Below are 14,358 nucleotides of genomic sequence, written 5' to 3' on the forward strand. Positions count from 1 at the left end.
TCAAAAACTACATGTTTAAACAACTATTGATTAATATTTTTTATTTAAAGAAAATGTTAGCCATGCCTGTTTTTAGTTCACAATTAATTAATAAATTATAACTAATAATTTAACATTTATTTAAAACTCCCTTAAAATAGCTTTGCTTTTTTTGCAGAAATAAATGGAACAGGGGTTCTATTATTAATCTAAATATTATTTATGGATTTATTAACCGTCCGAAATTTTCGGAAATACAGCAAAATTGGCTATGCCCTCTTATGCTGTGCACTCATTGGAAAATCCGCTTCGGCAAGTAGCATTGATGAAGCCCATTTCCATGAAACTCCCACCAGCTTATCCTTCCAGACCCAAGCCACTGGTAAGATAAAAAACGAAGCCAACGAAGTATTAGTTGGTACCACAATCCGAAACCTAACCAACAAGCTAAGTACTGCAAGCAAACTAGATGGTTCATTCCAAATTGACGCTAAACAAGGGGATGTATTAGAATTTACCTCTCTCGGTTATGTTACTCAAACCATTACCTATTCAGGATCTCCGATCAATATCACGATGTTGAAGGATGAATCGGCATTGGAAGAGGTCGTAGTAACGGCAATCGGTATCAAACAACAGAAACGTAAGTTAGGTTATGCAACACAGGAAGTGAAAACGGAGGTGTTGGATCAATCTAAAACCATGAATATCGGAAATGCCCTTTCAGGACAGGTTGCCGGATTGACGGTAACCAATCCTACAGGTATTTTCCAAAAACCTAATTTCTCCCTTCGTGGGAAGAACCCGATTATCGTCATCGATGGTATCGTGGTGGAAACCGACTTCTTTGATGTTCCAAGCGAGAACATTGCCAATATCAACGTACTGAAAGGTACCGCAGCTTCTACCCTATATGGATCTAGAGGTAGAGATGGGGCGATCTTGATCACCACCAAGACAGCGAAGGAAGATGGATTGGAAGTAAGCTTCACGACAACGAACATGATGACGGCAGGTTTCACGGTATTCCCTGAAACACAGACTGAATACGGTTCGGGATCGAATGGTAAATATGAATTTTGGGATGGTGCCGACGGTGGTATCTCGGATGGAGATATGACCTGGGGACCAAAGCTGAACGCCGGTGTGAAAGTACCGCAATGGAACAGCCCAATCAAAAATAAACAGACTGGCGAAATCATTCCATGGTGGGGCGATGTGAAAGGTACCATCTATGACGACCGTTCATTATATGAGCGTGTACCGATGGATTTTGTGAGCCATAATAACCTTCAAGATTTCCTGAGAACAGGTTTTGTCAATGATAATAACGTAAGTATTGCTTACAAGGGACAAAAAGCCGCCGTATTCTTTACCGGTAAATATGCTATCCAACAAGGTCAGGTTCCTAATTCGCAGTTACAATCTGGTGGCGCGACCATGAATACCTCCTACATGTTCAATCCATCTTTAAAATTGGACGTGAATCTATCGTATAACAAGGTTTATTCTCCAAACTATCCGAGATATGGTTATGGACCGAAAAACCACATGTATACGATCTTGTTATGGATGGGTAATGATGTAAACGGTAAGGATTTAAGTCAGCACTATTATGTTCCCGGTCAGGAAGGATTCCGCCAAGCGAACTATAACTATGCTTGGTACAACAACCCATATTTTGCAGCCAACGAGCTAAACCAACAACATAACCGTGATGTACTACAAGGTCAATCTACCTTGAACTGGCAGGTATCACCAAACTTTACGGTTCAGGGACGTGCTTCGGCAAGACAGAATTCTTCATTTGAAAACATGCAAAGTCCGAAATCGTACATGAACTATAGTGATTCGAGAAATGGTGACTATAAAGTTTGGAATAACAAGAGAATTGATTTTGATGCAGACGTTCTGGCAACTTACCATGAGGAATTTGGCGAAAACTTTGGGATCAGCGTCAATGCGGGTTCTTCGGTTTATCAACGTTCATTGAACAATTCTTATTTAGCAACAGATGGTTTGATCGTTCCAAACCTTTACAGTTTGGCCAATACGCAAGGTCCGGCTTCCGCTACAACCTTCAATTCTGAAAAGGTAACCCGCTCGGTATATGGATCGGTGAACGTAGATTTATTTAAATCGACTTACATCAACTTCTCTGGAAGAAATGACTGGTCTTCATCCTTGCCACAAGGAAACAATTCATACTTCTACCCTGCAGTATCATTGAGTTCCATCCTATCGGATTACTTTAAACTGCCGGCTGGAATCGACTACCTGAAAGTATATTCATCCTTAGCACAGGTATCCAACGACTTGGATCCATATAGTACCTATTTGACCTATGGAAAGAACTTGACCTATGGATCTACTCCATCTGTATCCTATAGAGACGTACTTTCAAATCCTGCTATTTTGCCGGAACAGTCGACCGCTTTCGAGGCTGGTTTGGCGCTATCTTTCTTGAACAATAAAGTAAGTGCAGAAGCGACCTACTATAATGTTTATGATGAATTCCAGATTCGGGATCTAGCGATCTCACAGGCCTCTGGATTCCCGTTGAGAAAATCCAATGTATTGGATTTCAGGACGCAGGGTCTAGAGTTAATGTTGAACATCTATCCGATCAAGAACGAGAACTTCAGCTGGGACTTCTCGGTAAACTGGAGCAGACAGGTGAAAAAATTCGCTGCGATACATGGTTCTGAGAAATTCGGAAACTATATGGTAGGCGACCGTGCTGATGCCTATTATGCAACGATTTGGCAGAAATCAGCTGATGGTCAAGTTATCTTGAACAATGACACAAGAATGCCTATCCGTGATAGTTATGCCAAAAACGTAGGACACCTTGATCCCAATTGGAGATTTGGTTTCCAGAACAGATTCAATCTTCATGGATTTTCATTGAATCTAGATATTGATGGGTCCATTGGCGGTCTGATCAATTCCGTTACCCACGAGAAAATGTGGTGGGGTGGTAAGCATCCATCTTCAACCAAATATAGAGATGCAGAATATACTGCTGGAAAATATGTTTATGTCCCTGAAGGTGTAATCGTAACGGGTGGTGAACTGGTAAGGGATGTAAATGGAAACGTTGTTTCCGATACGCGTACCTACGAGAAAAACACACAGGCAGTGAGCTGGCAAACTTGGAGTCAGATCTACCCTTACCAAGCAAGGGTAACTGAAGATGAGAGCAAATTCTTTGCGAATACCTTTGATCGTTCATTTGTAAAATTACGCCGCTTATCGGTAGGCTATGACCTCAATAAATTCATCAAAACCTCAAAGGTGAAGTCAATCAATGCAACGGTATTCGGTTACAACCTATTGATGTGGCAAAACATTCCGTTCTTGGATCCTGACTATGGTGATGACAACAACCTGCAAGATCCTTCCGCACGCTACATTGGGGCATCCTTAAACTTTAAATTCTAAACAATGAAAATCAAACATATCATCATATTGGGATTTCTTGCTCTGTTTGTGAGCTTGAATTCTTCCTGCCGAAAATTGGAAGAGATCAATATCAACCCCAACGAATCGTCTACAACTCACCCACAGTTTTTGCTCACAAAAATACAGTGGCAGGCGTTCAATGCATTTAAAGGCACGGGGCCTTTATATGCCCTAAAAATGATTGTGCAGACTGATGGTGAAAACTCCAATCAGATCTATGTATGGCAACGTGGCGACTTTGATGCCTATGGCCAGCTTCGCGATGTTACCAAAATGATCGAAGAAGCAGAAAAGAGAAATCTGCAAGACTATATTGCCTTGGGGAAATTCTTCAGAGCCTATTATTTCTTTAACCTGACGATGACTTTTGGTGATGTTCCGTATTCGGAAGCATTGAAAGGTGAGAAAGAGAATAACTATACCCCGAAATACGATAGCCAAAAGGATGTATTAGTAGGGATTTTAAAAGAGCTGGAAGAAGCTAACACCTTGCTTTCAAAAATTGAGAACAGGATCGGTGGAGATATTATCTATGGAGGAACGGCTTCTCAATGGCGTAAATTGGTAAATGCTTTCAGATTGAAGATTTTGATGACCTTGTCTCCGAAAGAAGCAGATGGCGATATTGCTCCGAAGGCTAAGTTCAGTCAGATCGTAAGCAGTGAACCTTTGTTCACTTCGGGTTCTGATGACGCCAAATTAGTGTACTTAGATCAGATCGGAAACCGTTATCCTGAGTTCAACTCAAGTAGCTATGGTTCGGGCATGTATGTGGATTCAACCTATATCAAAAGATTGCAGGACCTGAAAGATGCTCGTTTATTCGTGTTGTTCACTAGGACTCCAAATGCCGCTAAAGCTGGTAAGGCAGTTAACGATTTCACGGCATACGAAGGAGGTAACCCGATCAGACCTTATGATGAAGTTAACAAGAAAGCGACTAATGGTAATGTTTCAAAGGTTGCCGATCGCTTTACGAAAGACCCCACCAACGAACCATCGGTATTGTTGGGCTATAGTGAGCAACAGTTAATCTTAGCTGAAGCCGCCGTGAGAGGATGGATCTCTGGCAATGCCGACAATTACTATAACGAAGGTGTAAAGGCTGGGTTCAAGTTCTATGAAACCTATGCGAAAGGACTTAGAGGTTATGTAAATGAAGCCATTGCTGCAAACTACTTGGCTCAAAGCTCCGTAAAGCTATCTTCAGTAAGCACAGTGGAACAGAAGATAGAGCGTATCTTGATGCAGAAATACCTTCGTTCTTTCCATCAAGGAAGCTGGTCTGCATATTATGACCATTTGAGAACTGGGTATCCAAGTTTTGCAAAAGCTAACCCCAACCACTATGCATATAGATGGATGTACCCTCAAGCGGAATACAATTCCAATGCAACCAACGTAGCTGCAGCAATAGCCAGTCAGTTTTCTGGATCGGATGTGATTACAGCAAAACCTTGGTGGTTAAAATAATACTCTAAATTAATCATAGAAAAGGCCGGAGATCTGATTTCCGGCCTTTCTTTATTTTACTTACTGATACTTTGTGTACCTAGGTATTTCACCTCCACCCGTCGGTTCTTGGCTCTACCTTCTTCATTATCTTTTCCATCGCTCGTGGTATTTTCAGCAATGGGCTCCTCCTCACCTTTTCCTTCGGTAATGATCTGGTTTTTCAATCCTTTATTGACCAACCAATCCTTGACCGCATTGGCTCTAGCTAAGGAGAGTTTTTTATTATAGTTGTTGTCCCCTTTGGAATCTGTGTGTCCGGTTATCCTTACGCTTTCATCACCCATTGATTCAAGATTTGCAGCAAGCTGGGTTAACATCTCTTCAGCTTCAGGCTTCAGTGTCGATTTATTGAAATCAAAGAGCTGATCAGCGGCGAGCTGAGCCTCTACATTGAGGTTGCTCTGTTCAGCGCTGAGGCCACTCCCAGTTGCTGTCAAAGTGTTGTTCCCAGGATTAACCGTCTCGCGAGTTGCCCGCAAGGTATCTCCAGCTTCGACATTATCTTCAATGGAACCCTCCGTTGCAATCAATTCGGTAGAGTTTTTAGGCTCTTCTTTCTTTGTTTCCGAATTACAGGATGCGGCGAGAACCAAGAAAGATAAGGCATATAATATTTCTATTTTTCTCATATTACCTGGTTATTGGCAGGGCATCAAAGCTACCGTAATCACTAAGGGTCAAACTAATGGTATTGGTCTCTGGAGAAGGAACAGCAAACTTTAAGTTTATCAATACCATCTTATCTGAACCTAAATACCAAAGCTTTTTACCTTCTTCCTTGGTTGGAGTGAACATGAATTTACCGGCGTCATCCTTTAACAGACTGTTCTTTTTAGCCGTGGCATCATCGATGTAATAAATGTTTTCTCCAGGAAAGTTGATGTTTATTACCTTTTTATCTGTGTTGTCTAATCTTAACTCAACATTTAGGATGCTGCCGACGATACTAGCCTTCGTAACGCTCAAGGTTCCATCATTAACTTGTTTGGACGCTATGGCAGCAGGCGCAGTTTGTGCTGGATCAGTTTTTTCTACTTCCTCAACGACCACTTTGGTTTCTGGGACAACCTGAACAACGGTATCCTTATCATTCTGTTCGTTGGATTTATCTTGGTTCGAGTTGGAACATGAAGCCATTAATAGCACTCCCATTCCCATGGCAATAATTAATTTGTAATTCATAGTGAGTTCTTTTTAAATGTAATTTATAGTTGGTGTTGTAAATCACAAATCAATTTTTATACCAAAGGATAAATTATTTGATTTTTCAGGAATAAAACAAATGGTCTTTTGGTCTTCCTTTGAGGAAAGGAAGACCTTGCTACCCTCTATTAAATAGAGGTTTAACCGCGACCTCAATAGACCAATCTTAAAAAACCATGACACTACATGATGGATTAATTATGCTAGTTTCTTAACTTGAAATTATGCGACTAACCCTCTTAACCATTTTTAGCTTAGGATTTATTCTATCCGCCTCTGGCCAGGACCAGAAAAAGGCCAACCCTGTCGGACCAGTTCATTTTAAGAAAGTGAAGGTTTCATCGGAGACCTATGAATCTGTGGGGGTGTTCGATGTCAACGGAGATGGAAAGCCAGATTTGGTCTCCGGGGCTTTTTGGTATGAGGGGCCAGATTATGTGCAAAGACATTTTATTGCTGAGGTAAGCGTGTCGACGAATATTGGGATGAGTTTATGCATATCCAAATGGATGTCAATGGAGATGGAAAAATGGACTATATCACCGGGGGTTGGTTTGCGGGAACACTATATTGGATGGAGAACCCTGGAGACAATACAGCCTGGAAGAAACATAGCATTGATTCTACCGGCAATATTGAAACCGCTAGAGGTTTTGACCTTGATGGTGATGGCAACCTTGAAATTATCCCAAACAATCCTGGACATCCCTTGAAGTACTATAAGCTGATTACCGACGCCAATGGCAAAGGAACTGGAAAATTCAGTAAGATCGATGTTGCCCCAACGCAAGGGCATGGAATGGGCTTTGGAGATGTAAATGGCGACAAACGGATGGATATCATTGTTAACAATGGTTGGCATGAGGCTCCTGCAGACCCTAAAGGGAAATGGACGCTACATCGGGAATTTGATTTTGGAGATGCGAGCATCCCCGTATTGGTGCTGGACATCAACAAGGATGGAAAAAACGACCTTATCGTCGGACAAGGGCATTCCTACGGCCTTCATTGGTATGAACAAAAAGTTGCTTCAAATGGTAAGCGAGAGTGGATAGAACACCCTATTGACCTGAACAATTCACAATACCATAGCATGGAATGGGTAGACATTGATGGCGACGGAGAAGAAGAACTCATCAGCGGAAAACGATATAGAGCACACAATGGAAAAGATCCGGGTGCAAATGATCCTGTGGGATTATATTATTTCAAATGGAATGGCGAGTCCTTTACGAAAAACATCATTAGCTATGGACCGTTGGATCAAGGAAAAGGTGCAGGGATTTATTTTTCAGTGACAGACCTCAGAAACTCAGGCAGAAAAGATGTGATAGTCGCCGGGAAGGATGGACTGTATATTTTCTATAATGAAGGTAGGAAATAGGCAGGCTATTAAGTTGTCAAATCGACAACTTATTGCTATTTTTACAATGCATGATAATTGAAATTAAAGAAGTTACACGACTTCAAAAGAAAGCATGCTGACAGCTCAAAATCCATTAACACATGGGTTGCAATTGTAAAATTAGCCAATTGGACAAAATCTGCAGATGTTCTTGAAGATTTCCCCAAGGCCAAAATCATTCCTACAAACAGAGCTAGATTAAGATTGTAGGAAATAAGTATAGATTAATTATTGAAGTAGATTTTTTAGAAAAATACGTGGACATTCGATTTATTGGAACCCACAGTGAATATGAAAAAATTAATGCCAAGGAGGTATAGAATGTGGTATATTTTAGAGAATGAAACGGAATACGATAGAGCGATAGCGCGTTTTGAGGAATTGAAACACTCTAAACCGGGTACTACTGAAAATAAAGAAAAGAAACTACTGGTAAAATTGATCTCTGATTATGAGGAGTCGAATTACCATTTTGATGATATTGACCCTATTGAATTAATCAAAATCAGAATGAAAGAATTTGGACTAAAACAAAAGGATCTTCAGGTGACCAATAAAGGCTTAATCAGCAAAATATTAAATTATAAGAGGCCTCTTTCTTTAAATTACATAAGAGTATTTTCCAAAGAATTACATATTCCGGCAGATTTACTAATCAAAGAATATGATTTAGTATCAGATAAATAAACTACCCATTATTCAACATCTTCACAGCCAATATATGCTTACAGACACCGCGTTTCCCTTGGTGATTTGTAAACCAATCACAGGTACATCTACCCTGTTCATTTTGTATGATGACTGTATGCTGAACTCCTGAGCCCTCTACCCTGGCTTCAATATAGTTCTCGGAAGATTTCACAATTTGAACACTTGAATGCTCCAGTAACTTCTTGGCGTTTTTCAACCTAGGGTTCAAGGAAAGAATTCTCTCCAACTTAAAGGGCAGTCTCCTATAGTAATGCTGATGGCTATTCAGGTCATATCCCAAAAGACCAATGGAGGAGAGCGAGGCAGTTAAGCTATCCATCGTTCCAAAATCTACATCATGTTCAATTGATAGCATTGTAGGGTCAAAAAGCTCATTGGATTTCAACAACGAGTTTATCCCTAAAACCCATTCATCAGGAACGGATTGCACCATATTCTCCAATACATTCCCTTCTCCCGAAAAGCCCCTATAATTATCAGGCGACAGTGACAGGGTCAATCGCATGTTCTTAAAATCAGCGACAACTGAACAGCTCTCAGCGCCTTGCTCTTGATAGACTACCATACTATCGATGTACGGCAATATACCTTCCAGGAGCCTCAACCGTTGAACACCGCCAATTCGAACCGAATCAGGGCTGGCAAGCGGACTTAGCACAAATCGATTAGCACGTTTGGTAAGAAAAAACTCACCTTTCACATTCCCTTTGGGAATAGCTTGGAACAATTGGATGACCTGAACCTTGTTCAGTCTAAATTTCTCCTCCATACCAGCCAAATACAACTGCACCGAGGTCAATCCCTTTATCCAACGTTCTGGCAATCGAACTTTCTTCTCAACTACCTTCCCCTTATTTGTACTGATGGAGACTTCCTTACTGCCTACCCCTAGGACCATCTTCTCTGTTTTCCTAACAGCATTCAATGCATTCAACATAGGTTCGTTAAAATCCACATTCGTGGTACCGCTAGCTAGGAATTCACCGTCAATGGCTTCTTCTAATAGGTCTAAGCGGGCATAAACCCCATTACAGGAGGAGAAACCCTCAAAGCGGATCTGATCCGTACCGGCAGAAACAATAGGATCACGAAGACTTGGGGGAATAGGTCCAAAACTGGACCTAACCACTTTGGAAAGGGTCATTAAGCATTTAGAGGTAGTTAGCGGATCTGTCAAACTACCCCAAAAGAAACAAGGAACATCATTTACTTCCTTAAGCTCCGCTTGGTGCGACAGTACCAATTGTTGAATTCCCGACTTCTGGGTCAAAACTGAATTCGTTTGATACGCAATATCTAGATCTACATTTGCCATAATCTATTTCAATATTTTCTTTAAGATTGGTTGAAGGGATTTATATCCTTCCAATTTCTGCATCGACTCCTTCAGTTTTTCACTCAGCTGCCAATTGCACTTATGTTGAAGATCATAGAACAGCTCCACTAATTTCTTAAAATTGGTGGGCATTTTATCCTTTATCACTACATCTTCAAAGGCATTACTCAGTGTTTGCAGGATTGCTTGATTGTGTTTAGAAGAAATATCCTTGCATTGTTCTAATATTTCCGCCATTCGACCTATCGGTCCATAATCACTATTCAATAGTAGCATAAGCTTTTTCCCTAGTGCTTCCGTTGGTAATCTATTTTGTTCGATCAGCTGAATCAACAACTCTACAACAGTTGCTCGGACCGCTTTATCCTTGTTATAAAAGTTTGTTGCTAAATACCAAATGGCATATTCATTCATTTTGAAGAAAGGATAAAACATTTGTTCCAAGAGCGGTTTGCTTGATTTATCACTCCATTCAGCCATGAGATTATGTTGAACGGTATAAAACATACAGGTAGCTTCCGTATTTTGAGGCGTTACACTGCACACAAAAGGCACATCCAAAGCATGAATATAACTGGAGTAATATTGATCATTTACGCGATTGAATAAATCCAATGCATATAAAAAGGTTTCTGGGAACTTTCCATTAGGCGGAAAGGCATATTGCAATTGGTTCCCGATAAAAACATCTTCCTTTTTATTGATCCTCCAATTCATTTGTTGCACAATATACGGCTCAACCTTAATCTCCATTTCAAAGGGTTTTACGGCAAAAGGGGCCGCCTTTAAGACCGTTGCATCAAATTCCTCAAAAACTGCATCAGGATAATGCGTCCTAGCCACGGTCGCCCATAATCCTATCCAATCATCCTCCCCTTCCGTTTTACCCATCAATTTAGAAAACCAATTCTTTTTAGCTAGAGACATCTGTTTATCAAAGCCTAAGGCAAATCGAAGGATTTCCCTTAGTTGTTCATGCTCCAGCCTATCAATCTTGCCTTCAACATCAGGCAAATTTTCACGAACGGTACGGCTCAGTGCAATACTCAGGTCCACGATATTGATGTCTTCCCGCATTTCTTCATACAAAAGGATTCTATCTAATAAGACAGATGGATCGATCCAATATGGCTTATGCGTCGGCAATGACAGAAGAGGCAATGCCGTTCCAGATCTCCATCGGTTTTGAAGAGTTACCAATAAGAGATTCAATAACATGACCGTCTTACTTTTAGAATAATAGTTGTTATTGAATATGTAGTTTTTAGCCGGTCGATGGAAATAATTAATAAAAACCTCAGAAAATATTCCAATGAAAGCACTATCCTCATAGGTATTCTTCAATTTATTGATATACGGCTCCAATTGTTTTTTATAATCTTCTGGAAAATCCTTTAAATGTAAGGTCCATGCATTCAAAAAGATTTCCATATCCAAATGATCCTTACTATGGATAAACTGCCCTAACAGAAACAGGATATCATTCCAGTCAGATGGAACCTTGATTTCTTCAACCAACTTTTCTACCGCCACTGGATCATATTTGTAGTTTTCATGGTCCTCACCCGCCAAGCTAGCTAGGATATCATCTTCAGAATAATAGTTAGCTTCTTCTCCTATTAACTCCTTAAGATCATTAGATGTAGCCCCTAACATCTGTGTACTGTACATCGATAGTTTTTCCTGAACAGTTACAGATACATTCTTCTGATGTTTCAACAGAAACTTAGTGGCACGCTCCTGCAATTGAAGGTCAGGAATCATAAAGGTATCCGCGACCATTGCCGAAATCCGATCACTGAGCTCAGGCTTGTTCTTCAACAATTTATCCAATTGAATGATCATGGTCTTCACGCCCCCTTTCATATCGACACGCATAAAAACAGGTTCAATCCAAGTCAGGAATTCCTGGATATCAAAATCTTTATGATCTAATAAGGGTTTAAGGATATTTATGGCAAAATTGATAGAACCGGTTTGCTCTGCATGAAACAAAGGAAAGATTGCATGTTGCTCTTTCAACAACAGATCATCTTCAGGTTTTATGTTCACGATCAGCTCCCTAAAAAAGGTCTTCAGGTTAGGGTTCCAATTTTTTGTCTGCACCTCTAGGGCACCATTCAGAACGAACTCCTTACTGTACTTTCCATCCTTTACCAACTTCTCAAAGATTGTTTTCCAAAGAGAAATACTGGTTCCGGTTTTATGGTCATAATTATAGTTAATCCCTTGAATACCGGTTTCATATTCAAATACCAAAGGGATATCGCGTTGCAAAACGATCGGATCAGAACAAAACTCCTCCAACATTTCTTCATTGATATCGGAAGGATAATTTTCATAAAAGTCAGGGATTGTCAAGGCATAGAGCTCAGGGTTAAATGAAACTAACCCCTTCTCCTCATACATCCTTAAATTCCAATATTTCACATTTATCCAATTGTTCCTTTTAATCTGTGTCAATAAGAATTCAACTATCCAGGTCGGCTTCGCATATTCCAAAACCCGCAGCATCTTAGGATTTTTGGCTTCATTCAACAACTCCACCAGCTCAAACCAGGAGTTAGCTTCAGTTTGGTTTACCAGCCCTAGAGCAAGGAGTTTAATGACGAACTGTTGGATCCTATTTGCCCGATACCCCCAATCACCAGAATTCTGAGATCTGAACTGAGGCTCTTTAGCTAGATCCACATAGGTCATATAGTACTTTTTTATATCCTTTAATTCCTTCCTGAGCAACTCTAAATTCCCACTTGCATGCTTTTCCAAGAAAGGGACGATTCCATCTACATTTGCTCTTTTAACCAAATCTCTGAACTCATTGATCAATTCCTCTTTCTGTTGCTGATTAGCAGATTTCACGGCTGGCTTACCATCCTTGGACAGCTGTTTTTCCAGGTTTACAGTCCCATCTTCTGAATAGCCCTTTTTGGTCTTCTCATTGATTAACTTCTCCGCATCTTTTAAACAAGCTTCTTCAGAATCAAAGGACTTGGTCTTCGATTGCCCATCCGTTCCATTTCTACCGTAGGTAACAGTATGGCTAGCCCCTGAGGTTTCAATTTCCCAAAACTTATCTGAATTGCCGTCAATATATTTAAGATGCTTGAACATAGATTACTTGTTATTAGTTAAGATTTAAAATACGGAATAAGATGATGATATTTCCATTTTTTTCCAGAAAGTGCAGTTACTATAAAATTAAAAGAAAAATCCATTCCCTTTCTTCAAAACGAAGAAAATAATTTAGGAATAAATAAAAAATCAATAGCTGCATGATTTATATAAATCATGGACAAAAATCAATGGAAAGCCCTTATCGCTTCTTTCCTTTTACAAATAGGATATTTCCGCGCATGTAACTTGCAATAACAACACTTAAACCCCTTTCTGAATATTTTGGATGAAAAGAATCTTTCATCTGCTTATCTTCCTGATAAGCAAATTAACCGGTCCTACAATCAGTTAAAATGAACCTAAGTTCATAATTTCACTATTTTACGTAGATGGAATTAAATCTCGCCCTATTATTGCCCCCAAAATCCATTGGCATCAACTGATTGTTCTTAAATAACTCAGGCTTTAGGTCAAAGGCCTCATCTTCTTTTAGGGTAGCCAAATAGACATCATTCCCTTTCACAAACAAAGCGGTGGGAATGAAGACATCTTTAATTTTAATATCCAGTGGCTTCCCATTCTTCCAAACCCGTACATCATTCAGCCCTGTAATGTTCTTCGAACTAATTGCCCAAGCCACATAGCTGTTATCCCCCTCTTGGAATATGACCCTGTTTGATGCAAATTTCCATTCCGTATCCGTTAGGTTAATACTATAAAACAAGCTGGAGTTTTTATAAACCTTATAGCTTTTCGTCTTGGTTTGCGGATCCTCCGTAAAATAAACGTAATTGAACAAATCTGTCCCATTAGTCCCGATTTCAATAGAGGATTTATTTGGATAATGTTTAAAAATCTTACCGTTCTTCCATACTACGGCATGCGAGCTCCCTTTTTCTTGTATGTTCCCCGCCACATAAAAATCATTGCCTATAGTCAGCATATTACTTATCGTCCAGCGTATCCCTGCAGGTTCCAATTTATAGATCTCCCCATTTTTCCAGATGGTATCCCAAGTCGGATCCACGCCGTACCTATATCCGTATACATAAATATCCCCATTGTCTGCTCTATGTATCTGTTTTAACTCAGTATCATTTACCTTATCGATAATGACCTTCTCCTCATTTTTCCAATACATTGCTGACCTAAAGTTTGAAGGATTTGCATCTGTAAATTCTTGGGTCATCCCAGCAATATAGAGGTCATTCCCATAACCCATAATATGATGAGCCATCCCCGAATTCCCATTATCAAGAATCAGCTTAGGTTTTCCATTCTTCCATAAAACGGGGATATGGGTTTTTAGGTCACCGGCAATAAAAACCTCCGTTCCTGCATATTCCTCAAAACCCGGATCCTCTGTTTCCGATTCGGGATTGTTTGAATCTTTCTTACAAGAAAAAAGGCTTGTCAGCACCGCCGCAAAGCAGAATAATATGAATAGGTAAAATCTCTTGTTCATGTTTTATTTCCTAAAATGAATAACCGAAATAACAGAATACGAAAACCGCAACAAAACTTTGGGATGTCTGAATTATATAATTTAGGTATAGCAGAGGGATAGAGTAACCTACATGTATGCTCTTTGCTATGTGGAAATAACAATCAATTACTTAATAGAAAA

Annotated in this window: 10 protein-coding genes; 5 read left to right on the forward strand and 5 right to left on the reverse strand. The window is 39.9% G+C overall.

What is annotated here, in order from left to right:
* Nucleotides 1–201: 201 nt before the first annotated feature.
* Both NMK93_RS17670 and NMK93_RS17675 read left to right on the forward strand, forming a co-directional pair.
* Nucleotides 202–3,423: a SusC/RagA family TonB-linked outer membrane protein gene (locus tag NMK93_RS17670; protein WP_254528906.1), complete on the forward strand. Its 3,222-nt coding sequence runs from the start codon at nucleotides 202–204 to the stop codon at nucleotides 3,421–3,423.
* 3 nt (nucleotides 3,424–3,426) lie between these two features.
* Complete coding sequence (locus NMK93_RS17675; protein ID WP_254528905.1) at nucleotides 3,427–4,917, forward strand: SusD/RagB family nutrient-binding outer membrane lipoprotein; 1,491 nt, start codon at nucleotides 3,427–3,429, stop codon at nucleotides 4,915–4,917.
* A 56-nt stretch (nucleotides 4,918–4,973) separates the two neighbouring features.
* Here NMK93_RS17675 and NMK93_RS17680 read toward each other — a convergent pair whose 3' ends face one another.
* Together NMK93_RS17680 and NMK93_RS17685 are read right to left on the reverse strand one after the other, a co-directional pair.
* Entirely contained in the window at nucleotides 4,974–5,588 is a 615-nt protein-coding gene (locus tag NMK93_RS17680; protein WP_254528904.1) for an OmpA family protein, read from the reverse strand.
* A 1-nt stretch (nucleotide 5,589) separates the two neighbouring features.
* On the reverse strand, nucleotides 5,590–6,141 hold the full coding sequence (locus NMK93_RS17685) for a hypothetical protein (RefSeq protein ID WP_254528903.1): 552 nt from the start codon (nucleotides 6,139–6,141) through the stop codon (nucleotides 5,590–5,592).
* 514 nt (nucleotides 6,142–6,655) lie between these two features.
* On the opposite strand from NMK93_RS17685, the gene NMK93_RS17690 reads away from it, so the two are divergent.
* The 3 genes from NMK93_RS17690 (at nucleotide 6,656) to NMK93_RS17695 (ending at nucleotide 8,254) form a co-directional block, all read left to right on the forward strand.
* Complete coding sequence (locus tag NMK93_RS17690; RefSeq protein ID WP_254528901.1) at nucleotides 6,656–7,546, forward strand: VCBS repeat-containing protein; 891 nt, start codon at nucleotides 6,656–6,658, stop codon at nucleotides 7,544–7,546.
* A gap of 251 nt (nucleotides 7,547–7,797) precedes the next feature.
* Entirely contained in the window at nucleotides 7,798–7,887 is a 90-nt protein-coding gene (locus tag NMK93_RS19830; protein WP_368041482.1) for a hypothetical protein, read from the forward strand.
* Nucleotides 7,859–8,254, forward strand: a complete 396-nt coding sequence (locus NMK93_RS17695; protein WP_254528899.1) for a type II toxin-antitoxin system HigA family antitoxin — start codon at nucleotides 7,859–7,861, stop codon at nucleotides 8,252–8,254. Before NMK93_RS19830 ends, NMK93_RS17695 begins: the two co-directional genes overlap by 29 nt.
* Nucleotide 8,255: 1 nt before the next feature.
* Here NMK93_RS17695 and NMK93_RS17700 read toward each other — a convergent pair whose 3' ends face one another.
* The 3 genes from NMK93_RS17700 to NMK93_RS17710 all read right to left on the reverse strand — a co-directional run bounded on the left by NMK93_RS17700 (nucleotide 8,256) and on the right by NMK93_RS17710 (nucleotide 14,196).
* Entirely contained in the window at nucleotides 8,256–9,593 is a 1,338-nt protein-coding gene (locus tag NMK93_RS17700; RefSeq protein WP_254528897.1) for an SWIM zinc finger family protein, read from the reverse strand.
* A 3-nt stretch (nucleotides 9,594–9,596) separates the two neighbouring features.
* Nucleotides 9,597–12,728, reverse strand: a complete 3,132-nt coding sequence (locus NMK93_RS17705; protein WP_254528896.1) for a DUF6493 family protein — start codon at nucleotides 12,726–12,728, stop codon at nucleotides 9,597–9,599.
* Nucleotides 12,729–13,107: 379 nt separating this feature from the next.
* Entirely contained in the window at nucleotides 13,108–14,196 is a 1,089-nt protein-coding gene (locus NMK93_RS17710; RefSeq protein ID WP_254528895.1) for a hypothetical protein, read from the reverse strand.
* Nucleotides 14,197–14,358 lie beyond the last annotated feature (162 nt).

Source organism: Sphingobacterium sp. LZ7M1 (assembly GCF_024296865.1).
Classification (GTDB): domain Bacteria; phylum Bacteroidota; class Bacteroidia; order Sphingobacteriales; family Sphingobacteriaceae; genus Sphingobacterium.

Bases quoted from the DNA above. Each gene is read 5' to 3' on its own strand.
- NMK93_RS17670 (WP_254528906.1), top strand. From the start codon at position 202: ATGGATTTATTAACCGTCCGAAATTTTCGGAAATACAGCAAAATTGGC.
- NMK93_RS17675 (WP_254528905.1), top strand. From the start codon at position 3,427: ATGAAAATCAAACATATCATCATATTGGGATTTCTTGCTCTGTTTGTG.
- NMK93_RS17680 (WP_254528904.1), bottom strand. From the start codon at position 5,588: ATGAGAAAAATAGAAATATTATATGCCTTATCTTTCTTGGTTCTCGCC.
- NMK93_RS17685 (WP_254528903.1), bottom strand. From the start codon at position 6,141: ATGAATTACAAATTAATTATTGCCATGGGAATGGGAGTGCTATTAATG.
- NMK93_RS17690 (WP_254528901.1), top strand. From the start codon at position 6,656: ATGCATATCCAAATGGATGTCAATGGAGATGGAAAAATGGACTATATC.
- NMK93_RS17695 (WP_254528899.1), top strand. From the start codon at position 7,859: ATGAAAAAATTAATGCCAAGGAGGTATAGAATGTGGTATATTTTAGAG.
- NMK93_RS17700 (WP_254528897.1), bottom strand. From the start codon at position 9,593: ATGGCAAATGTAGATCTAGATATTGCGTATCAAACGAATTCAGTTTTG.
- NMK93_RS17705 (WP_254528896.1), bottom strand. From the start codon at position 12,728: ATGTTCAAGCATCTTAAATATATTGACGGCAATTCAGATAAGTTTTGG.
- NMK93_RS17710 (WP_254528895.1), bottom strand. From the start codon at position 14,196: ATGAACAAGAGATTTTACCTATTCATATTATTCTGCTTTGCGGCGGTG.